Below are 20,032 nucleotides of genomic sequence, written 5' to 3' on the forward strand. Positions count from 1 at the left end.
TCCGGATCCCTCTGAATCCGCTCTCAGCGGACGGACGCCCGCGCTGAGCGCGTCCCGGGGTCATGCGTGCTGACTACGCTGGCGACATGAGCATGGGTGGTGGACGCGGGGGATTCCGCGGTGTGGACGAGAGCGCACAGCGTCGGCTCAACGCCGAGGCACCGCGCATCAGCGGGCTCGGATCCAGGGTGATCGCGCTGTTCCGTCCGTACCGCTGGCGCATCTTCTGGACCGGCGTATTGGTTGTGATCGGCGCCGCCATCGCCGTGATCCCGCCGCTGATCGTGCAGCGGATCTTCGACGACGCGCTCTTCCCCGTCGACGGCGGTGGCCCCCAGCTGCAGCTCCTGATCTGGCTGGTCTCGGCGATGGTCGGGCTCTTCCTCCTCTCCGCCGTCCTCGGCGTCGCGCAGACCTGGCTGACCTCGACCGTCGGCAACAGCGTCACGGGCGACCTGCGGGTCCGGCTGTTCGAGCATCTGCAGGCCATGGAGCTCGGATTCTTCACCCGGACGAAGACCGGCGTCATCCAGTCGCGTCTGCAGAACGACGTCGGCGGCGTCTCGGGCGTCCTGACCAACACCGTGACCAGCATCCTCGGCAATGTCGTGACGGTCATCGCCTCCCTCGTCGCGATGATCCTGATCGATTGGCGGCTCACGCTGATCGCTGTCGTGCTCATGCCGTTCCTCATCATCGTGCAGCGACGCGTGGGGCAGGTCCGTGCGCGCATCGCCGGCGAGACCCAGGAGTCGCTGTCCGAGCTCACCTCCATCACGCAGGAGACTCTGAGCGTGTCGGGGATGCTCCTGTCGAAGGCGTTCAACCGACAGCGCACCGAATCGCAGCGGTACCAGGCCGAGAACCGCAACCAGGTGAGGCTGCAGGTACGGCGGGCGATGAGCGGGCAGGGCTTCTTCGCGGTCGTCCAGGTGCTGATGGCGAGCGTCCCCGCGGTCATCTACCTCGTCTCGGGCTACCTGATCGCCGGCGGCACCGGCGCGATCACCGCGGGAACCGTCGTCGCCTTCACGACCGTCCAGGCCCGTCTGCTGCAGCCGCTGATGGGCCTCATGCGGGTGTCGCTCGACCTCCAGACGTCGTCTGCGCTGTTCGCGCGCATCTTCGAGTACCTCGACCTGGTGCCCGAGATCCAGGACGCCCCGGATGCGATCACGGTCGCTGAAGCGCCGGGGCCACGGGGACGGATCGAGTTCGCCGACGTCGTCTTCCGCTATCCGGACGCGGCACCCGATGTTCGCCCCACCCTGCAGGGCGTATCCTTCGTGGCCGAGCCCGGTCAGCACGTCGCATTCGTCGGTCCCTCGGGTGCGGGCAAGACGACGGTGCTGTATCTGGCGCCGAGACTGTACGAGGCGCATGCCGGCGCGGTGCTGTTCGCGGGAGCGGACGTGAAGACCCTCACGCAGGAGTCGATCATCGACCAGGTCGGCATCGTCTCGCAGGAGACGTACCTGTTCCACGCGACGATCCGCGAGAACCTGCTGTACGCCAGACCCGACGCGACGGACGAGGAGATGATCGCCGCCTGCACCGCAGCAAACATCCATCACATCATCAGCGGGTTCGAAGACGGCTATGACACCGTGGTCGGAGAACGGGGATACCGTCTCTCGGGCGGTGAGAAGCAGCGCATCGCGATCGCCCGAGTGCTGTTGAAGGATCCGCCCGTGCTGCTGCTCGACGAAGCGACGTCCGCTCTCGACACGGTGTCGGAGCGCGTCGTGCAGGAGGCGTTGGACGAAGCGGCCAAGGGGCGCACGACGCTGACGATCGCGCATCGACTCTCGACGATCATGGGTGCCGACGTCATCCATGTCGTCGAAGCCGGCCTGATCGTGGAGTCGGGCACTCACGCCGAGCTCCTCGCGCGGGGCGGCCTCTATGCCGAGCTCGCCGCGCAGCAGGTGGCCGCTTCGCGAGTGCTCGATACGGAGAGGGCCGTCGAGACGGCCGTCTCGGGAGGCGTGCGCGCCGCCCTCGCCCACCGTCGGGCCGACCGGGCTCCGGAGGATTCCGCCGGGGCCGATGCGGTCGACGCGCTCACCGCTCCGGTTCCGCTGCTCGACGTGTCCCGTGCCGACGAGCGGGTCTACCCGGCCGAGGGGTGAGACGTGCTCAGTGCACCGACAGGCCGCCGTCGATGAACAGCGACTGCCCGGTGACGTAGCTCGAGCCGGCGCCGGCGAGGAACACGGCCGCGGCCGCGAAATCCGACGGCAGTCCGTTGCGTCCGATCATGGTCCGTGCGGCGAGGGCGGCGATCTGCTCGGGGTCCTCCTGCAGCCGGGCGTTGAGCGGGGTGAGCACGAACCCGGGGACGAGACTGTTGCTCGTGACTCCGGTGCCTCCCCATGCCTCGGCCTCCGAGCGCATCAGCGACTCCACGGCTCCCTTCGAGGCGCCGTAGACGCCGCTGCCGACGAACGCGCGGTGCGCCTGCTGTGAGCTGATGTGGATCAGGCGCCCGTAGCCCCGCTCGGCCATGCCGGTGGCATAGCGCTGGCCGAGCAGGAAAGGGGCGAGCGCATTCACGGTCATCGTCGCGTCCCAGTCGTCCTCGGTGATCTCGGAGAACGGCGGGCGGATGTTGATCCCTGCGGAGTTCACCAGGATGTCCGGCTCGCCGAACGGCGCGACGGCCGCTTCAGCGAGGGCTCGGATTCCCTCCCGCGTGCCGAGGTCTCCGACGACTCCTGCCGCCCGGCATCCGGCGCGGGTGAGCTCCGCCACGGTCTCGGCAATCCGCGCTTCACCGCGCGCCACGATCACGGTCGAGGCGCCTGCGCTCGCGAGTGCCGTCGCGATGCCGCGTCCGATGCCCGAGCTGCCACCGGTGACGACGGCGGTGCGCCCCTCGAGCGAGAAGAGGTCGGCGAGGTACTGGTTCATCGGTCTCCAGAGTGCGGGTCTCACCACGCCAGCGCGGCGGTGAGGGCGGGATCGGGGCGGGCGGCGGCGTGCTCGGGGAGTGCTTCGATCTCGGCGACGAACGCGTCGACCTCGTCTGAGTAGTCCGGTTCGGTGTGCGTGCGCGCGATCTCGAGCAGCGGCGGAATGTCCATGGCCAGGATCAGCTCGAGACGGGCGGTGACGGCGGCCTGTGCCCCCGCCTCGTGCAGCACGCGGATTCCTCCGCGCAGAGCCGTGAGATAGTCGCGCAGCACGGGGAGCTTCGCACGCCCCTGCGTGATCGAGGTGCCGTCCGCGCGCAGGCGCCAGCGCACCACGGTGTCGGGGATGACATCGAAGCTGCGCGCCCGTGTGTACATCAGCTGGGCGACCACCTGATCCTCGTAGGCGACGCCCTCGGGGAACCTCAAGTCGTTCCAGAACTCGGTGCGGCTGACCTTCGACCAAGCCACGATGTTCGCGCTCGCTCGAGGGTGCTCCGCGATCGTGGTGGCGAGTCGTTCGGGCGACGTCGCTGCCGACACCCACGGCTGCACGCGCCCCGCGACGTAGCGCTCGCCGTCGAAGCGCGACCGCACGTAGGCGCCGGCGACGAAATCGCTGCCGGTCTCGGCGAGCGTCCCCACGAGTCGTTCGAGGGCAGAGGGCGTGAGTTCGTCGTCTCCGTCGAGGAAGCCGATCAGGGGAGTGTCGACGAGGTCGATGCCGGCGTTCCGCGCGGCACCCAGGCCGCGGGACGCCTCGTGCTGCACCGCCCGGAACCGAGGATCCGATGCGGCTGCCGCGGCGAAGATCTCCGCCGTGTCGTCTGTGGATCCGTCGTCGATGAGGATCGCGTTCCACCGCGTCTCGGTCTGCGAGCGCAGCGACTCGAGTGCGGCAGGAGCGAAGGCGCCGATGTCGCGGCCGGGGACGATCAGGGTCACGATCGGGGCGGAGGCGGTCACGAGCCGAGTCTATGGCCGGCCGGTCGGGCTCGTCGTTCAGGGGTGGGTGACCGCGCGCACCGATTCGGCGACCAGCCCGGCGAGCCGTTCGGCCAGGTCGTGCGGGAGCGCCTCGCGTCCGAAGGTGAACCGCACAGAGGTCTGCGCGACCGCGGGGGAGATCCCGCATGCGAGAAGCACATGCGAGGGCTCGTCGCTTCCGGCGGCGCAGGCAGAACCGCTCGACGACACCACGCCCCGACGCTCGAGCTCGAGCAGGACAGCCTCCCCGCTGACTCCGGCGAACGTGAAGCTCGCTGTGCCGGGCAGCCGTGTCACGGGGTCGCCGGTGAGGGCCGCCTGCGGCACGAGTGCGTGCACCGCGGCGATGAAGCGCCCCGTCGACTCAGCGACCCGGGCGCTCGCCTCCTCGCGCTCCGCGTCGGCGAGCTCCAGCGCTGTCGCGAGGGCCACCGCGCCGGCGACGTTCTCGGTGCCCGAACGGCGTCCTCGTTCCTGGCCGCCCCCGTGCATGAGCGGCTCGAGCGCGACGCGCCCTCGCACGGCGAGCGCTCCGACCCCCTTCGGAGCTCCGAGCTTGTGCCCGGCGATCGCGACGGCATCCGCTCCGAGGCCGCTGAGCGGCAGCCACCCCGCAGACTGCACGGCGTCGACATGCACCGGGACGCCTGCCTCCCTCGCGGCTGCTGCGAGGGAGGCGACGTCCTGGACCGTGCCGATCTCGTTGTTGGCGTGTCCGAAGGCGACCAGTGCGGTGTCATCGCGCAGGGCCTGCGTCAGAGCGGCGACGGAGATCCTGCCGAGGCCGTCGACGGGGATCGGCGTCACCTCGACGTCGTGGAAGCGCCGCAGGTGGTCGGCGGATTCGAGGATCGACTCGTGCTCGATCGGCGAGACGACCAGATGCCGGCGACCGCGTGCGAGGGCTGCCAGCACGATGCCCTTCACCGCGAGATTGTTCGATTCCGTTCCACCGGATGTGAAGATTACATCGCCCGCGCGCATGCCCAGCACTCGGGCCACCCGCGACCGTGCGTCGTCGAGTGCGCTCGCCGCGGCCTCACCGTACGTGTGGTGGCTCGACGGATTGCCGAAGACCCCGGTCAGGAACGGGCGCATGGCCTCGACGACCTCCGGTCGCACCGGAGCCGTTGCGGCGTGATCGAGATAGAGCATCCCCGTCAGTCGATCCGCACGTCGAGACCGAGATCGAGCGCCCGGGCGGAGTGCGTCAGGGCGCCGACCGAGATGACGTCGACCCCGGTCGCCGCGATCGCCCCGACCGTGTCGAGAGCGACCCCGCCCGAGGCTTCGACCTGCGCGCGATCGCCGATCATCGAGACCCCGGCGCGCAGGTCGTCGAGAGTGAAGTTGTCGAGCAGCACCGTGTGCGCGCCCCCGTCGAGCACGGCGGGGATCTGATCGAGCCGGTCGACCTCGACGACCACGTGCGTCGTGTGGGGCAGTCGGGAGAGCGCATCCCGCAGAGCCGAGGCGAGGTCGACGCCCGAGCGCTTCAGCACCGCGAGATGGTTGTCCTTGGCCATCACCGCATCGGACAGCGAGAACCGGTGGTTGTGACCACCGCCCGAGAGCACCGCATGCCGTTCGAACGCTCGCATGCCCGGGGTCGTCTTCCGCGTGTCGGCGATCCGCGCCGATGTCCCCTCGACCGCGCGCACGTAGGCGGCGGTGGCTGTCGCGACACCGCTCATCCGCTGGGTGAAGTTCAGAGCGATGCGCTCGGCGGTGAGGATGCCGCGGGCCGAGCCGGATACCGAGGCGAGCACGTCGCCCGCATCGAAGGCGTCTCCGTCGCCCACATGCACGTCGACCGCGATCGCCGGATCGGTGAGGTGGAACGCGGCCGCGAACACCTCGCCGCCGCTGAAGGTGCCCGCTTCGCGGGCGACGAGGTCGGCAGTGGCGGTGGCATCCGCGGGAAGCAGGGTCGCGCTCGTCAGGTCGCCCCAGGGGGCGTCTTCCTCGAGGGCTGCGCTGACGACGCGGGTGATGTGGGCGGCGGTGAGCATCAGACTGTCTCCAGGAGAGGTGAGGCGAGGGGTTCGCGGAAGTGCGCACCGACGGAATCGGTGCGACCGAGCGCGGCAGACGCGGTCGCGCGGGCGAGCAGGAGGAGGTTCGCATCCTCGCGCTCGGCGACGGTGGCCGGCTCGGGAACCGCGCTGAGCCAGCGGCCGACAGTGGCTGCGACGTGTCGCAGACCCTCTTCCGAGCGCAGCAGGCCGACGTGGTCCCACATCAGGCGCTGCAGGGCGGCGCGGCTGAAGTCGTCGCCGACAGCGGTTTCGCCGGTAGATTCCGACTCCTCGGACAGAGGTGCGCGAGGCGCCGAGCCGCGCTGCGAGCTGACGGGAGGATGCTGCCAGGGCGTGCCGAGCGCGGCTGCCGCGCGGGCTCCGAAGACCGCGCCTTCGAGCAGCGAGTTCGAGGCGAGACGATTCGCGCCGTGCACGCCGGTGCGCGCGACCTCGCCCACGGCGAAGAGCCCGGGGACGGAGGTGCGCCCGTCGAGGTCGGTGACGACGCCTCCCATCAGATAGTGGGCGGCGGGTGTCACCGGGATCGGAGTGGAGGCCCAGTCGAGACCGCGTTCCCGCGTCACGCGATCAATCGTCGGGAATCGCTGCGCGAGTCTGAGTCCGCCGATCATGGTCGCGTCGAGACGCACCGGGGAGCCCTGTCGGGCGGACTGGCGGGCGATCGCCCGCGCGACGACGTCGCGCGGGGCGAGCTCGCCGTCCGGGTGGCTGTCGAAGACGAATTGCCGGCCGTCGGCGTCCACCAGCGTCGCCCCTTCGCCGCGGACCGCTTCCGAGACGAGGAAGGCGGGACCCTCGGCCAGGATCGTCGGATGGAACTGCACGAACTCGAGGTCGGCCACCGCGGCCCCGATCCGCACGGCGGCGGCGATGCCGTCGCCCGTGGTGCCGAGGGGATTCGTGGTGTGCGCATACAGGTGCCCTGCGCCGCCCGTGGCGAGCACGACCGCGTCGGCGGAGAGCTCCGAGACCGCCCCGCCGACCTGGACCCGCACGCCGCGCACGACGCCGTCCTCGGCGATCACGTCGGCCAGAAAGGCGCCCTCCACGACGGTGACATCCGCGTCGCGGACCGAGGCCACCATCGCCCGGGTGATCTCTGCTCCCGTGGCATCCCCTCCGGCGTGCACGATGCGTGCGTGACGGTGCGCCGCCTCCCGCCCGAGCAGCAGCCGCCCGTCGAGTGAGCGGTCGAACGCGACGCCTCGGGCGATCAGCTCCGCGATCCTGGTCGCGCCCTGGTGCACGAGAACATCGACCGCGGCGGGATCCGAGAGTCCTGCTCCGGCATCGATGGTGTCTGCGGCGTGCTGTGCCGCCGAGTCGCCGACGCCGTAGATTCCGGCGACGCCGCCCTGCGCGTACCCCGTGCAGCCGTCGCCCAGCGCACCCTTCGTCACGACCGTGACCGAGTGACCGGTCTCGTGCGCGTGCAGGGCCGTCGTGAGTCCGGCGATGCCCGAGCCGACGACGACGACGTTCATCGGGCGCTCGCCGCCACGGGCGGCTTCGCCGCCAGCATCCGTTCGAGGGCGATGCGGGCGGGGTCGGCCACGTCCGCCGTCACCGTGATCCGATTCGGCGTGCGGCCCGCGACGAGCTCTTCGAGCACCCAGGCGAGATACCCGGGGTGGATGCGGTACATCGTCGAGCAGGGGCACACCACCGGGTCCAGGCAGAAGATCTCGTGCTGGGGGAACTGCGCCGCGAGGCGACGGACGAGGTTGATCTCGGTGCCGATCGCGAAGGTGGTCGGCGTGGTCGCCGCGGCGATCGCCCGACGGATGTAGTCGGTCGATCCCGCCTCGTCCGCCGCGTCCACGACGGCCATCGGGCACTCAGGGTGCACGATCACCCGGACCCCGGGGTGCTCGGCCCGCGCCTGGTCGATCTGATCCACGGTGAAACGGCGGTGCACCGAGCAGAACCCGTGCCAGAGGATCACCTGCGAGTCGACGAGCTGTGCCGCGGAGGATCCGCCGAGCGCCTGGCGCGGGTTCCACATCGGCATCCGCTCGAGCGGTATGCCCATCGCCTTCGCGGTGTTGCGGCCGAGGTGCTGGTCGGGGAAGAAGAGCACGCGCTGACCGCGCTCGAACGCCCACTCGAGTACGGTCTGCGCATTCGAGGAGGTGCACACGATTCCTCCGTGGCGCCCGACGAAGCCCTTGATCGCGGCCGACGAGTTCATATATGTGACGGGGATCACCGGCACTCGTCCACCCGCATCGGGTGTGTCGAGGTCGCCCAGCACGTCCGCGAGCTGCTCCCAGCAGTCCTCGACCTGATCGATGTCCGCCATGTCGGCCATCGAGCATCCGGCCGCCAGATTGGGCAGGATCACGGCCTGGTCGGGTCCCGAGAGCAGGTCAGCCGTCTCGGCCATGAAGTGCACTCCGCAGAACACGATCGCCTCGGCGTTCGGACGCTCCTTCGCCGCGGTCGCGAGCTGGAACGAGTCGCCCACGTAGTCGGCGTGCCGCACGACCTCTTCGCGCTGGTAGAAGTGCCCGAGCACGACGGCGCGGTCACCGAGGGTGGCCTTCGCGATGCGGATGCGCTCGTCGAGGTCGGCCTCGCCGGCCTCTCGGTACTCGGCGGGGAGCTCTCCCTGCCGCGGAGCGCCGGTGGGGATGACGTCGCCCATCGACGACCCGGGGCCGTATCCGGGGCGGGAGTCGAAGTCCCAGGGGCCGGCGGCGAGGTCGGTCGCGCACGTCGCGTCGGTCGAGGCGCCGGACACGATCGACTGGATCGCGTGATCGACAGAGGCGTCGATCGGCTGGACGACCGGTGTGGGAACGAAGGTGATGCTCATCGGGTGCTCGTCTCCTCGGGGCCGAGGGGGCCGTGATCGGCCAGCTCGACGTCGGTGTTGTAGCGGTACAGGCGGGCGGGTCGGTGGTTGCCGGTGCGGAACCGGTCGGTGGGAAGGAGGTTGCCGGCGGATTCGACCTGGCGGCGGAAGTTGGCCGGATCCAGGTGCTTGCCGAGAATGGCCTCGTACGCCTCGCGGAGATCCGCCAGGGTGAACTCGGCAGGAAGGAAGCCGTGGGCGACGCGGCTGTAGCCGACCTTGTTCCGCAGTCGCCACAGGGCGTACTCGACGATCTTCGTGTGATCGAAGGCCAGCGCCGGGAGCTCATCGAGGTCGACCCAGCGCACGTTCTCCGGAGCCTTGCCGGATGCCCGATGCGCCGCGCTCTGCGCGTCGACGTCATCCTGGCGGAGCAGTGCCCAGTACACGATCGACACGACGCGGGTGGGGGAGCGGTCGACGGCCCCGAAGGCGTAGAGCTGCTCGAGATAGCTCGGCGTCAGTCCCGTCGTCTCGGCCAGAGTCCTGGCTGCGGCGTCGACAGCCGATTCGGTCTCGGTGAGCCAGCCGCCGGGGAGGGCCCACTGGCCGGCGAACGGCTCGCGCGTGCGCAGCACGAGTGGCAGCGCGAGCACCGCCGAGCCGTCCTCGGCGCGTCGAAGGGTGAGGATCACGGTCGACACGGCGACGTCGATGCCTCTGCTTTGGGTCATATGTACCTTAACCTCCTGCTCCGATCTTAGTGTCATCTCGACTGTTAGTGCATCTTCATGACGCCACCGCCCCTGAGGCCGAAACGTTATATACCAGCGTTCTGGACTCTTGTCGCTATGAAAGGGATTTGTTAGGTTACTGTCCTAACAAATCCCTTTCGGGATCTGTTGCGAACTCCGTCCGGAGTTCGACTCCACCCGGAGAAATCCCTCCTGCAGTGCAGCACCGAGAGGAAATACAGAATGATCCGTAACGGAAGGCGCAAGATCGCGCTCACCGCTGTGGCGGGGGCATCCGTCCTCGCCCTGGGCCTGACGGCCTGTGGCGCAGGCGGAGGCAACGAGGGGAGCGGTGGCGATGGCGACCGTGCTCTTCGTGTCTGGGCCGGCAGCCAGACCCCCATCACCGCGAACTACAACCCGTTCGCCCCGACCGTGCTCCACGGTGCGCTCGGGCCGATCTACGAGCCGCTGTTCTTCTTCAACAAGACGGCGGATTCCGAGCCCGTCGGTCTGATCGGAGACTCGTACGAATACAACGAGGACGGCACGGTGATCACGATCGCCATCAAGCCCGATCTCAAGTGGAGCGACGGAGAGCCGCTGACCGCCGCGGACGTCGCGTTCTCCTTCACCTACGAGGCCAACAACCCTGAGGGCAACGGTCTCGTCTCGGCGGAGGCGACCGACGACACCACGGTCGTCCTCACGTACACGACCGCGCAGTACACGACCGAGTTCCAGCGCCTCGGTTCGACCTACATCCTCCCCGAGCACGTGTGGGCGGAGGTCACCGACTTCGCGAACTTCGCCAACGAAGAGCCTGTCGGCTCCGGCGCCTACGTGGTCGACAAGACGACGAGCGAGTCGTACACGCTCGTCGCGAACGAGAACTTCCGCGACGCCGACGAGCTCGGAGTCAAGAAGGTCCAGTACATCGCGGTCGACAACAACCAGACCGCACAGGACCTGCTCGCCGCCGGCAAGCTCGACTGGACGGGCATGTTCATCCCGAACCCGGACGACGTCACGGGCAACGGAGCGATCGATTGGATCAACACGCCGCAGGACCCGACCGTCCTGTACACGTGCTCGAACGCCGAGCTCGGCTGCACGGGTCCCCAGACCGACGTCGCGGTTCGACAGGCGCTCAACGTCGCGATCGACCGCGCGGCCATCAAGGACAAGGCGTTCGTCGGTCTGACCGGCGACATCTCGCCGACCTTCGCGCTGCTGCCCCGTGACGAGAAGTGGGTCGCGGACTCCGCCAACGAGATCAGCCCCCAGGAGGCGAACGCCGACGAGGCTGGCGAGATCCTCGAGGCCGCCGGCTACACGAAGGACGGCGACTTCTACGCGAAGGACGGCGTGCCGCTCGAGCTCAGCCTGATCTCGGTCGACGGCTGGACCGACTACAACGATGCGGCGAAGCTGATCGCCGAGCAGGCAGAGGCTGCCGGCATCAAGATCACGGCATCCACGGTGCAGTGGCAGGAATTCTCGGACGCCCGTCAGGGCGGTGACTTCCAGCTGATCGTCGGCGGTGTGGTCGGAACCTCGGTGGCCGACCCGTTCCAGATCTACCGCGACTGGTTCGGCGGCACGACCGTCGGTTCGACCGCAGCGGTGGGCTCGGAGGTGCCCGCGGGGCGTTGGAACTTCAGCCGATACAGCAACCCCGTCGTCGACACGGCCGTCCAGGCCGCGATCAGCACGAACGACGAGGCAGAGAAGAAGGAGCTGTACGGCACGATCCAGACCGAGATCGTCCGTGATCTGCCCTATATCCCGCTCGTGATCAACGCGACGCAGACCTTCTACAACACGAAGGACTTCACGGGATGGCCGACGGAGGAGGACCTCTACGCCTTCCCGCCGTCCTGGGGTGCGATCGCGGCGGGCTACGTCCTGACGCAGCTCGAGCCGGCGAACTAAGCACATGGAGTCGGGGGAGCAGGAAGCACGGTCAGTGACATGAAGTTCTATGCACGAAGAATCGGGTTCTACGCGTTCACGCTATGGGCCGCGATCTCACTCAACTTCCTGCTTCCCCGGCTCATGCCGGGGAACCCGGCGGACATCATGATCGCCAAGATGCAGCGAGCGGGCGGCGAGGTCTCCGAGACCACGATCCGCAACATCAAGCTGCTTCTCGGCGGTGATGACTCGTCCCTCTGGGATCAGTACATCGCGTACTGGGGGCGCATGTTCCAGGGCGACCTGGGCATCTCCGTCACCAAGTTCCCCGCGCCGGTGAGCGAGCTGATCGGGCAGGCGCTGCCCTGGACGCTCATCCTCGTCGGCACGGTGACCGTGATCTCCTTCATCCTCGGCGTCGTCCTCGGCGCCTGGGCGGGATGGAAGCGCGGAACGTGGGTCGACCACCTCATCCCGGCGACCACCGTGCTGCAGTCCATCCCGTACTTCTGGATGGCGCTGCTGCTCGTCTCGGTGTTCGCGGTCGGGCTCGGCTGGTTCCCGATCTTCGGCGGCTACGACGTGTTCGACTTCCCGGACGGTCCCGAGCCGACCTGGGCGTTCTTCATGGATGCGCTCTCGCACGCCATCCTGCCCGCACTGACGATCGTGATCTCGTCGGTGGGCGGCTGGATGTTCGGGATGCGCAACATGATGGTGCAGACCATGGCCGAGGACTACGTGCTCACGGCCGAGGCCAAGGGGCTCCGTCCGCGTCGCATCATGACGACGTACGCCGCCCGCAATGCCGCGATCCCGTCGATCGCCGGCTTCTCGATCACCCTGGGATTCGTGGTCGCCGGCTCCATCGTCATGGAGCAGGTGTTCACCTACCCGGGCATCGGGAAGCTGATGTTCCAGGCGGTCACGAACAACGACTACGCGCTGATGCAGGGACTCTTCCTCGTCATCACGATCACGGTGCTCGCCGCCAACTTCATCATGGACCTCGTCTATGGCTTCATCGACCCGAGGGCTCGCCAGAATGTCTGACACCGAGAACACAGTGCTGATCACGAAGGATCAGCCCATGACCCAGCCTGCGAGCACGATCTCTCTCGCCACCCAGCGGGGCCGCAGACGCCGCCGCGTCCTTCCCACCTCATCGACGAAATTCATCATCGGCGCGAGCATCGTGATCGCGATCGTGCTGTTCGCGATCATCGCGCCGATCTTCTCGCAGGACCCTCGAAGCACCGACAACCCCGCACTGCTCCCGCCCTCGCCGGAGCACTGGTTGGGCACCACCAAGCTCGGCAACGACATGTTCGCCCAGCTCGCCATCGGCGCCCAGGGCTCGCTCCTCGTGGGCGTGGTAGCGGGCGGAATCGCCATCATCCTGTCGCTTGTCTTCGGAGTCCTCGCGGGGTACCTCGGCGGATGGCGCGAGGACACCCTGGCGCTGCTGACCAACGTGATGATCGTGATCCCCGGCCTGCCGCTGGTGATGGTGATCTCCTCCTTCGTCCCGCAGCGCAGTTGGCAGCTCGTCGCGTTCGTGCTCGGCATCACGTCCTGGGCCGGTGCCGCCTACGTGCTCAGGCTGCAGACCCGATCTCTGCGCACGCGTGACTACGTCTACGCGTCCAAGGTCGCGGGAGAGCGATCCTTCCGCGTCATCCTGGTCGAGATCATGCCGAACCTGCTGCCGTTGCTCACCGCGCAGTTCCTGTTCGCGATCATCTTCGCGATCCTCGGCGAGGCCGGACTCTCATACCTCGGTCTCGGCCCCAACTCCTCCATCACCTGGGGGACGATCCTCAACGACGCGCAGTCAGGGCAGGCGCTCGGACGAGGCGCCTGGTGGTGGTTCGTCCCACCGGGAATCATGATCGCCATGCTCGGCGCGGGACTCTCGCTCATCAACTTCGCGATCGACGAGGTCATCAACCCCAAGCTCCGCAATGCACCCGACGCCGCTCGGCGCGTGCGCAAGGCCGCCAAGACGAAGGGGGTCGCCGCATGAGCGCTCCGGATGCCGTGCTGACCGCACGCGACGTGTCGATCGAGTACGAGGTGGATCCGCCCGTGAAGGCGGTCCGCAACGTCTCTCTCACACTCAACCGAGGCGAGATCCTCGGCCTCGCCGGTGAGTCCGGCTGCGGCAAGACGACGCTCGCCTACGGCATGAATCGGCTGCTCAAGGCTCCTGCGCTCATGACCAGCGGCGAGATCGTGTTCCATGACCGCGACGGCCACGACATCGACATCGTCGCTCTCGACGGCGATGGGCTGCGGGCCTTCCGCTGGGACAAGATCTCGATGGTGTTCCAGGGAGCGATGAACTCGCTCAATCCGGTCATCAGCGTCAAGGCGCAGATCTTCGACATCTTCGAGACCCATCGCCCCGGCATATCCAAGAAGGACAAGCAGGCGCGGGCCGAAGAGCTGCTGACCCTGGTCGGGGTCGACCCGTCGAGACTGACGAGCTTCCCCCATGAGCTGTCCGGTGGCATGCGTCAGCGCATGATGATCGCGATGGCGCTCGCGCTGGACCCTCAGGTGATGATCATGGACGAGCCGACCACGGCGCTCGACGTGGTCGTGCAGCGCGGGATCATCCGCGAGATCATGAGGTTGCGTGAGCGGCTGGGCTTCGCGGTGATCTTCATCACGCACGACCTGCCCATGCTGATCGAGATCAGCGACCGCATCGCCGTGATGCTGCAGGGGCAGATCGTCGAGGAGGGCACCGCGGAGGAGATCTACCGCACGCCCCAGCATGAATACACCAAGAAGCTGTTGTCGAGCTTCCCGAGTCTGACCGGCGAGCGCGGAGATTTCGTCCGCACCGGCAACCAGCCCAGTCAGGAGGAGGTCCGATGAGTGCTCCCACCCTCGAAGCCCGCAACCTGGTGAAGGACTTCACGCTGCGATCCGGCCTCAAGACGTCGGTCCTGCACGCGGTGAAGGACGTCTCGTTCACCATCGAAGCGGGGAAGACGGTCGCTCTCGTCGGCGAGTCCGGGTCGGGCAAGTCGACGATCGCCCGGATGCTGATGAAGCTCGAGACGCCGACGGGCGGGCAGATCCTGCTCGACGGCAAGGACTCGGGCATGCGCGGCCGCGCCGTGGAGGACTACCGCTCCCAGGTGCAGATGGTCTTCCAGGACCCCTTCGCGTCACTCAACCCGTTCCACACGATCATCCATCACCTGGAGCGGCCGATCCGGCTCCACCACCCCAAGCTGTCTGGCTCCCAGGTGCGGGCGCGGGCGATCGAGCTGCTCGAGCGCGTGCGGCTGTCGCCCGGCGAGAGCTTCGCGGAACGTCGCCCGCATGAGCTGTCCGGTGGTCAGCGGCAGCGGGTGGCGATCGCTCGTGCGCTCGCCCCGGGCGCGCGGTTCATCGTCGCGGATGAGCCGGTCTCGATGCTCGATGTCTCGATCCGACTGGGAGTGCTCAACCTGCTGGCAGACCTGCAGCGGGAGGAGAACCTCGGCGTGCTCTACATCACGCACGATCTCGCGACGGCACGTCACTTCAGCGACGAGATCATGGTGCTCTACAAGGGTGATGTCGTCGAGCGCGGCCCAGCCGACGAGGTCATCCTCAATCCGCAGCACGAGTACACCAGGACATTGCTGGGCGCCGCGCCCGAGCCCGAGAACCTCGGGCGTCTGCGAGACGAGGTCAGAGCCGAGCTGGCGGGTCGCTGACCTTCAGTGGATGACGCCGCGCTCGCCTGGCGCCCCTCCTTCGGGGCGTCGGGGGAGCGCGGCTTTCTGCGGCCTGTGCCGACGACGTCGACCCGCTAGACTGAGGCCACAAGTGAAGACAGGCCGAATGACCCACGCGGGAGAGCCCCGGCGAATGCAGCCGGGCACCGAAGGAGCAAGCCTCCCCGCCAATCTCTCAGGTACGCGTACCGCGCGGTTCCGGCCACTCTGAAAAGCGATCTCGAGCGACGCCGCGTCAGCTCGGATCCGCCGACGGTGAAAGCCCAGTCTCTGGGCGAAGCTCTCAGGCTCATGACAGAGGGGGAGTTCCCAGGAGCAGCGTCGCTGTTCCGCCCGATCCAGCCCGGGAGAACTCCATGTCCGACCCCCGCTACACCCCGCTGCGTGAGCGCCACGAGGCGCTCGGTGCATCGTTCACCGACTTCGGCGGTTGGCAGATGCCGGTGCGATACACGTCCGACCTCGCCGAGCACCACGCCGTGCGGCAGGCGGCCGGCATCTTCGACATCTCCCATATGGCGGAGTTCCTCGTCACCGGCGACTTCGCCGGGGAGTTCCTCGACTACTCGCTCGCGGGCCGGCTGTCGGCGATGGCGGTCGGCAAGGCGAAGTACTCCCTGATGCTCGCCGACGACGGCGGGATCATCGACGACGTCATCGTCTACCGGCTCGCAGACGACCGCTTCCTGGTGATCGCGAACGCGGGGAACCGCGGATTCGTCGACCAGGCGTTCGCATCGCGCGTCCGTTCGTTCCCATCGCGGATCGAACGCGAGATGCCCGCCAGGGCCGAGGGAGAGGACCGCAGCTTCGCGGGGTTCATCGGCGACAGGGGCGTGGACGTCGAAGACGTCTCCGACGACTATGCCCTGCTCGCGGTCCAGGGCCCCGCCTCCGAGGCGATCGTCTCGTCGACGCCGGGCATCACCGATCTCGGCACCCCATGGGCGGAACAGAAGTACTACGCCTGGGCCGATGCGCTGTTCCAGGGTGCACCGCTGCTGCTCGCCCGCACGGGCTACACGGGTGAGGACGGATTCGAGCTTCTGGTGATAGCCGCCGACGCACCCGCCCTGTGGGATGCCCTCGTCGAGGCGGGTCAGCCGCACGGGCTCGTCCCCGCGGGCCTCGCCGCGCGCGACACCCTCCGGCTCGAAGCGGGGATGCCTCTCTACGGTCACGAGCTCTCGCGCGAGACGAAGCCGTCTCAGGCCGGTCTCGGGCGAGTGGTGGTGTCCGACAAAGATGACTTCATCGGCAAGGGAGCGGTGGATGCCGCATCCGACGCTCCGGTGCTCGTCGGCCTGGTCGCCGAGGGCAAGCGTGCCGGACGCGCGGGCTACTCGGTGGTCGACGCGGACGGCATCGTGCTGGGCGAGGTCACCAGCGGTGCACTGAGCCCGACGCTCGGCCACCCGATCGCGATGGCCTACGTGGCACCTTCTTCCGCTGCCGCGGGAACCGCAGTATTCCTTGATGTGCGGGGGACCAGGATCCCCGCGACCGTGACCGCCCTGCCTTTCTACCGGAGGACCAAATGACCGATCTCAACGCACTCAGCTATACCGACGAGCACGAGTGGATCGCCGCTGACGGTGACACCGTGACCATCGGGATCACCGACTACGCGGCCGACAAGCTGGGAGACGTCGTGTTTGTCGAACTCCCCGCCGTCGGCACCGAGATCACCGCAGGGTCGGTCGTCGGTGAGATCGAGTCGACCAAGTCGGTCGGCGAGCTCTACGCCCCGGTCACCGGCACGGTCGTCGAGATCAACGACGCCGTCGTCGACGACCCGTCGCTCGTGAACGCCGAGCCGTTCGACGGAGGCTGGCTCATCAAGGTCTCCGTCGCCGCCGGTGCGCTCGAGGGCCTGATGGACCGCGACGCGTACGTCGCTCTCACGGAGGGCTGATCGTCCAGTGGTCTCGTTCGCCGATCGTCATATCGGAACCACCGCCGCCGCCCAGCGCCAGATGCTCGACACGCTGGGCGTCGAGTCGAAGCTCGAGGACTGGAGCCCGGTCGAGGCGCTGATGCGTCAGGCCGTGCCCGCTTCGATCTTCACCCCCGCCTCCACGGAGTCCGTGATCCCGCGCGCAGCGAGCGAGACCGAGGCGCTCGCCGAGCTGCGAGCGCTCGCGTCCCGCAACACGGTGAACCGGCCGATGATCGGTCTCGGGTACTACGGCACGATCACCCCTCAGGTGATCCAGCGCAACGTGCTCGAGAATCCGTCGTGGTACACCGCGTACACGCCGTACCAGCCCGAGATCTCGCAGGGTCGCCTCGAAGCACTCATCAACTTCCAGACGATGGTCGCCGAACTGACCGGCCTGACCACCGCGAACGCGTCGATGCTCGACGAATCGACCGCTGTGGTCGAGGGGATGCTGCTGGCACGCCGCGCGTCGAAGAAGGCGTCGAACGTCTTCGCCGTCGACGCCGACGCGTTCCCGCAGACGAAGGCACTGCTCGAGACCCGTGCCGAGGCCGTGGGCATCGAACTGGTGTCCGTCGACTTCGCGGCGGGTGAAGAGCTGCCCGCCGAGCTGTTCGGAGTCTTCGTGCAGTACCCGGGGGCCTCCGGGCGAGTCTGGAACCCGGCGGCCGTGATCGATGCGGCGCACCTCGCGGGCGGGCTCGCCGTCGTCGCGGCCGACCTCCTCGCGCTCACCCTCATCGCGTCGCCGGGCTCGCTCGGGGCCGATGTCGCGGTCGGGACGACGCAGCGCTTCGGCGTGCCGATCGGCTTCGGAGGCCCGCACGCGGGCTACATGGCTGTGCGCGCAGGGCTCGAACGTCAGCTGCCCGGCCGTCTCGTCGGCGTCTCTGTCGATGCCGACGGCAAGCCGGCGTATCGGCTGTCGCTGCAGACCCGCGAGCAGCACATCCGCCGCGAGAAGGCGACGAGCAACATCTGCACGGCTCAGGTGCTGCTCGCCGTGATGGCGTCGATGTACGCCGTCTACCACGGTCCCGATGGACTGAAGGCGATCGCCCGGGAGGTCGCGGCCAAGACCGCGATGCTGCGCGACTGGCTCGCCGATGCGGGTGCGGACGTCGTGCACGACTCGTTCTTCGACACCCTCCAGGTGCGGGTGCCGGGGCGCGCTGCCGAGTTCGTGGAGCAGGCCCATCACGGTTTCGGCATCCTGCTGCACGCCGCGGATGCCGACACGATCGGCATCTCGATCGACGAGACCACGACGGTCGCCGAGCTCCATCAGGTCGCTCAGGTCTTCGGCGGTGCCCGGGAGCGCGCATTCGGATTCTTCGGCTCCGGTTCGCAGGGCGGCCTCCCCGGCGATCTGCTCCGTCAGGACGAGTACCTCACGCACCCCGTCTTCCACGCGCACCGCAGCGAGACGGCGATGATGCGCTATCTCAAGAGCCTCGCCGATCGTGACTATGCGCTCGACCGCGGCATGATCCCGCTCGGGTCCTGCACGATGAAGCTCAACGCGGCGACCGAGATGGCATCGATCACGTGGCCGGAGTTCGCGGGCATCCACCCGTTCGCGCCGGCATCCGATGTCGCGGGGTATCTCGACATGATCACGCAGCTCGAAGCGTGGCTCGCCGAGGTCACGGGGTACGACGCCGTCTCGCTGCAGCCGAACGCCGGCTCGCAGGGCGAGCTGGCCGGCCTCCTCGCCATCCGCGGATACCACCTCGCGAACGGCGACACGCAGCGCACGGTGTGCCTGATCCCGTCGTCCGCGCACGGCACCAACGCGGCCTCCGCGGTGCTCGCCGGAATGAAGGTCGTCGTCGTGGCGTGCGATGAGCTCGGGAACGTCGACCTCGACGACCTGCGGGCGAAGATCGCGGCGCACGCCGACGAGCTCTCGGCGCTGATGATCACCTACCCGTCGACGCATGGCGTCTACGAGCAGGACGTGGTCGAGATCACGACCGCGGTGCACGACGCCGGCGGCCAGGTGTACGTGGACGGTGCGAACCTCAACGCGCTGCTCGGCTACGCCCGGTTCGGCGATCTCGGCGGCGACGTCTCGCACCTCAACCTGCACAAGACGTTCGCGATCCCGCACGGCGGCGGCGGCCCCGGTGTGGGCCCCGTCGCAGCCAAGGCGCACCTCGCGGCCCACCTGCCGTCGCACCCGCTCGCGCAGCGGGCGGAGCATGCGGGCGGATTCGTCTTCGAAGGCGGCGCGGTGTCGGCGGCACCGTACGGATCTGCGGGCATTCTGCCGATCTCGTGGTCCTATGTGCGAATGATGGGCGCCGACGGCCTCCGTCACGCGACCGCGGCCGCGGTGCTGTCCGCGAACTACATCGCCGCGCGCCTGGGCGAGCACTTCCCCGTGCTGTACGCGGGGGAGGACGGCCGGGTGGCGCACGAGTGCATCCTCGACCTGCGTCCGCTTCGCGAGGAGACCGGGATCACCGTCGACGACGTCGCCAAGCGACTGATCGACTTCGGCTTCCACGCACCGACCATGTCGTTCCCGGTCGCGGGGACTCTGATGGTCGAACCCACCGAGTCCGAGGACCTCGGCGAGATCGAGCGGTTCATCGAGGCCATGATCATGATCAAGGCCGAAGCGGATGCCGTCGCCGCCGGGCGCTGGCCCGCGGACGACAACCCTCTCGTCAACGCTCCGCACACCGCAGTCTCGCTGATCGCGGGGGAGTGGGAGCACGCCTACAGCCGTGAAGACGCCGCCTATCCGGTGCACGCCCTGGTGGCAGGCAAGTACTGGCCGCCCGTGCGCCGCATCGACCAGGCGTACGGTGACCGCAACCTCGTGTGCGCCTGCCCGCCGATCGAGGCGTTCGCCTGAACCGAATCCTGAGGGGTGACGGCGTCGTGTCCATGCGGACACGACGCCGTCACTCGTTTCCGTGCATTTCCGCGTGTTTCGGGGATGTTTCA

General features: G+C 68.4%; 16 protein-coding genes and 2 riboswitches. Of the genes, 9 read left to right on the forward strand and 7 right to left on the reverse strand.

The window, feature by feature from the left end; genetic code table 11:
• The first annotated feature begins 86 nt into the window (after positions 1-86).
• Entirely contained in the window at positions 87-2,132 is a 2,046-nt protein-coding gene (locus BMW26_RS05500; RefSeq protein WP_072592242.1) for an ABC transporter ATP-binding protein, read from the forward strand.
• A 7-nt stretch (positions 2,133-2,139) separates the two neighbouring features.
• Here BMW26_RS05500 and BMW26_RS05505 read toward each other — a convergent pair whose 3' ends face one another.
• From BMW26_RS05505 to BMW26_RS05535, 7 genes are read right to left on the reverse strand one after another with little or no spacing between them, the layout of a single operon-like run.
• Positions 2,140-2,913, reverse strand: coding sequence for an SDR family NAD(P)-dependent oxidoreductase (locus BMW26_RS05505; protein WP_072590985.1), 774 nt, complete (start codon positions 2,911-2,913; stop codon positions 2,140-2,142).
• 20 nt (positions 2,914-2,933) lie between these two features.
• Positions 2,934-3,881 carry a glycosyltransferase family 2 protein gene (locus BMW26_RS05510; protein WP_072590986.1) on the reverse strand — a complete coding sequence of 316 codons (948 nt, stop codon included), beginning with the start codon at positions 3,879-3,881 and terminating at the stop codon, positions 2,934-2,936.
• 36 nt (positions 3,882-3,917) lie between these two features.
• Positions 3,918-5,057, reverse strand: a complete 1,140-nt coding sequence (locus BMW26_RS05515; RefSeq protein ID WP_072590987.1) for a cysteine desulfurase family protein — start codon at positions 5,055-5,057, stop codon at positions 3,918-3,920.
• A 5-nt stretch (positions 5,058-5,062) separates the two neighbouring features.
• Positions 5,063-5,914, reverse strand: a complete 852-nt coding sequence (gene nadC / locus BMW26_RS05520) for a carboxylating nicotinate-nucleotide diphosphorylase (RefSeq protein ID WP_072590988.1) — start codon at positions 5,912-5,914, stop codon at positions 5,063-5,065.
• The gene (nadB, locus tag BMW26_RS05525; RefSeq protein ID WP_072590989.1) at positions 5,914-7,428 is read right to left on the reverse strand and encodes an L-aspartate oxidase; all 1,515 of its coding nucleotides are present in this window, start codon (positions 7,426-7,428) and stop codon (positions 5,914-5,916) included. Before nadB ends, nadC begins: the two co-directional genes overlap by 1 nt.
• Positions 7,425-8,762: a quinolinate synthase NadA gene (nadA, locus tag BMW26_RS05530; RefSeq protein WP_072590990.1), complete on the reverse strand. Its 1,338-nt coding sequence runs from the start codon at positions 8,760-8,762 to the stop codon at positions 7,425-7,427. The genes nadB and nadA overlap by 4 nt, the downstream gene beginning before the upstream one ends.
• A complete protein-coding gene (locus BMW26_RS05535) occupies positions 8,759-9,475 on the reverse strand; it encodes an NUDIX hydrolase (RefSeq protein ID WP_072590991.1) in 717 nt (238 codons plus the stop codon). Before BMW26_RS05535 ends, nadA begins: the two co-directional genes overlap by 4 nt.
• Positions 9,476-9,718: 243 nt before the next feature.
• On the opposite strand from BMW26_RS05535, the gene BMW26_RS05540 reads away from it, so the two are divergent.
• The 8 genes from BMW26_RS05540 (at position 9,719) to gcvP (ending at position 19,940) form a co-directional block, all read left to right on the forward strand.
• Positions 9,719-11,410 carry an ABC transporter substrate-binding protein gene (locus tag BMW26_RS05540; RefSeq protein WP_053095556.1) on the forward strand — a complete coding sequence of 564 codons (1,692 nt, stop codon included), beginning with the start codon at positions 9,719-9,721 and terminating at the stop codon, positions 11,408-11,410.
• A gap of 39 nt (positions 11,411-11,449) precedes the next feature.
• Positions 11,450-12,445, forward strand: a complete 996-nt coding sequence (locus tag BMW26_RS05545; RefSeq protein ID WP_053095557.1) for an ABC transporter permease — start codon at positions 11,450-11,452, stop codon at positions 12,443-12,445.
• The gene (locus BMW26_RS05550) at positions 12,438-13,418 is read left to right on the forward strand and encodes an ABC transporter permease (protein WP_053095558.1); all 981 of its coding nucleotides are present in this window, start codon (positions 12,438-12,440) and stop codon (positions 13,416-13,418) included. Before BMW26_RS05545 ends, BMW26_RS05550 begins: the two co-directional genes overlap by 8 nt.
• On the forward strand, positions 13,415-14,278 hold the full coding sequence (locus BMW26_RS05555) for an ABC transporter ATP-binding protein (protein ID WP_072590992.1): 864 nt from the start codon (positions 13,415-13,417) through the stop codon (positions 14,276-14,278). The genes BMW26_RS05550 and BMW26_RS05555 overlap by 4 nt, the downstream gene beginning before the upstream one ends.
• Entirely contained in the window at positions 14,275-15,111 is an 837-nt protein-coding gene (locus BMW26_RS05560) for an ATP-binding cassette domain-containing protein (protein ID WP_072590993.1), read from the forward strand. Before BMW26_RS05555 ends, BMW26_RS05560 begins: the two co-directional genes overlap by 4 nt.
• A 127-nt stretch (positions 15,112-15,238) precedes the next feature.
• Positions 15,239-15,333: riboswitch (glycine riboswitch) on the forward strand.
• A 1-nt stretch (position 15,334) separates the two neighbouring features.
• Positions 15,335-15,437, forward strand: a riboswitch (glycine riboswitch).
• A gap of 51 nt (positions 15,438-15,488) precedes the next feature.
• Positions 15,489-16,673, forward strand: a complete 1,185-nt coding sequence (locus BMW26_RS05565) for a glycine cleavage system aminomethyltransferase GcvT (protein ID WP_072590994.1) — start codon at positions 15,489-15,491, stop codon at positions 16,671-16,673.
• The gene (gene gcvH / locus BMW26_RS05570; RefSeq protein ID WP_072590995.1) at positions 16,670-17,047 is read left to right on the forward strand and encodes a glycine cleavage system protein GcvH; all 378 of its coding nucleotides are present in this window, start codon (positions 16,670-16,672) and stop codon (positions 17,045-17,047) included. The genes BMW26_RS05565 and gcvH overlap by 4 nt, the downstream gene beginning before the upstream one ends.
• A 61-nt stretch (positions 17,048-17,108) precedes the next feature.
• Complete coding sequence (gene gcvP / locus BMW26_RS05575; RefSeq protein WP_056279008.1) at positions 17,109-19,940, forward strand: aminomethyl-transferring glycine dehydrogenase; 2,832 nt, start codon at positions 17,109-17,111, stop codon at positions 19,938-19,940.
• Positions 19,941-20,032 lie beyond the last annotated feature (92 nt).

The organism is Microbacterium sp. 1.5R (genome assembly GCF_001889265.1).
Lineage (GTDB): Bacteria > Actinomycetota > Actinomycetes > Actinomycetales > Microbacteriaceae > Microbacterium.

Coding starts and splice junctions, on each gene's coding strand:
- BMW26_RS05500 (WP_072592242.1), top strand. CDS start 87: ATGAGCATGGGTGGTGGACGCGGGGGATTCCGCGGTGTGGACGAGAGC.
- BMW26_RS05535 (WP_072590991.1), bottom strand. CDS start 9,475: ATGACCCAAAGCAGAGGCATCGACGTCGCCGTGTCGACCGTGATCCTC.
- nadB (WP_072590989.1), bottom strand. CDS start 7,428: ATGAACGTCGTCGTCGTCGGCTCGGGCATCGCCGGACTCACGACGGCC.
- BMW26_RS05560 (WP_072590993.1), top strand. CDS start 14,275: ATGAGTGCTCCCACCCTCGAAGCCCGCAACCTGGTGAAGGACTTCACG.
- BMW26_RS05540 (WP_053095556.1), top strand. CDS start 9,719: ATGATCCGTAACGGAAGGCGCAAGATCGCGCTCACCGCTGTGGCGGGG.
- BMW26_RS05555 (WP_072590992.1), top strand. CDS start 13,415: ATGAGCGCTCCGGATGCCGTGCTGACCGCACGCGACGTGTCGATCGAG.
- BMW26_RS05565 (WP_072590994.1), top strand. CDS start 15,489: ATGTCCGACCCCCGCTACACCCCGCTGCGTGAGCGCCACGAGGCGCTC.
- nadA (WP_072590990.1), bottom strand. CDS start 8,762: ATGAGCATCACCTTCGTTCCCACACCGGTCGTCCAGCCGATCGACGCC.
- BMW26_RS05505 (WP_072590985.1), bottom strand. CDS start 2,913: ATGAACCAGTACCTCGCCGACCTCTTCTCGCTCGAGGGGCGCACCGCC.
- BMW26_RS05515 (WP_072590987.1), bottom strand. CDS start 5,057: ATGCTCTATCTCGATCACGCCGCAACGGCTCCGGTGCGACCGGAGGTC.
- gcvH (WP_072590995.1), top strand. CDS start 16,670: ATGACCGATCTCAACGCACTCAGCTATACCGACGAGCACGAGTGGATC.
- BMW26_RS05545 (WP_053095557.1), top strand. CDS start 11,450: ATGAAGTTCTATGCACGAAGAATCGGGTTCTACGCGTTCACGCTATGG.
- nadC (WP_072590988.1), bottom strand. CDS start 5,914: ATGCTCACCGCCGCCCACATCACCCGCGTCGTCAGCGCAGCCCTCGAG.
- BMW26_RS05550 (WP_053095558.1), top strand. CDS start 12,438: ATGTCTGACACCGAGAACACAGTGCTGATCACGAAGGATCAGCCCATG.
- gcvP (WP_056279008.1), top strand. CDS start 17,109: ATGCTCGACACGCTGGGCGTCGAGTCGAAGCTCGAGGACTGGAGCCCG.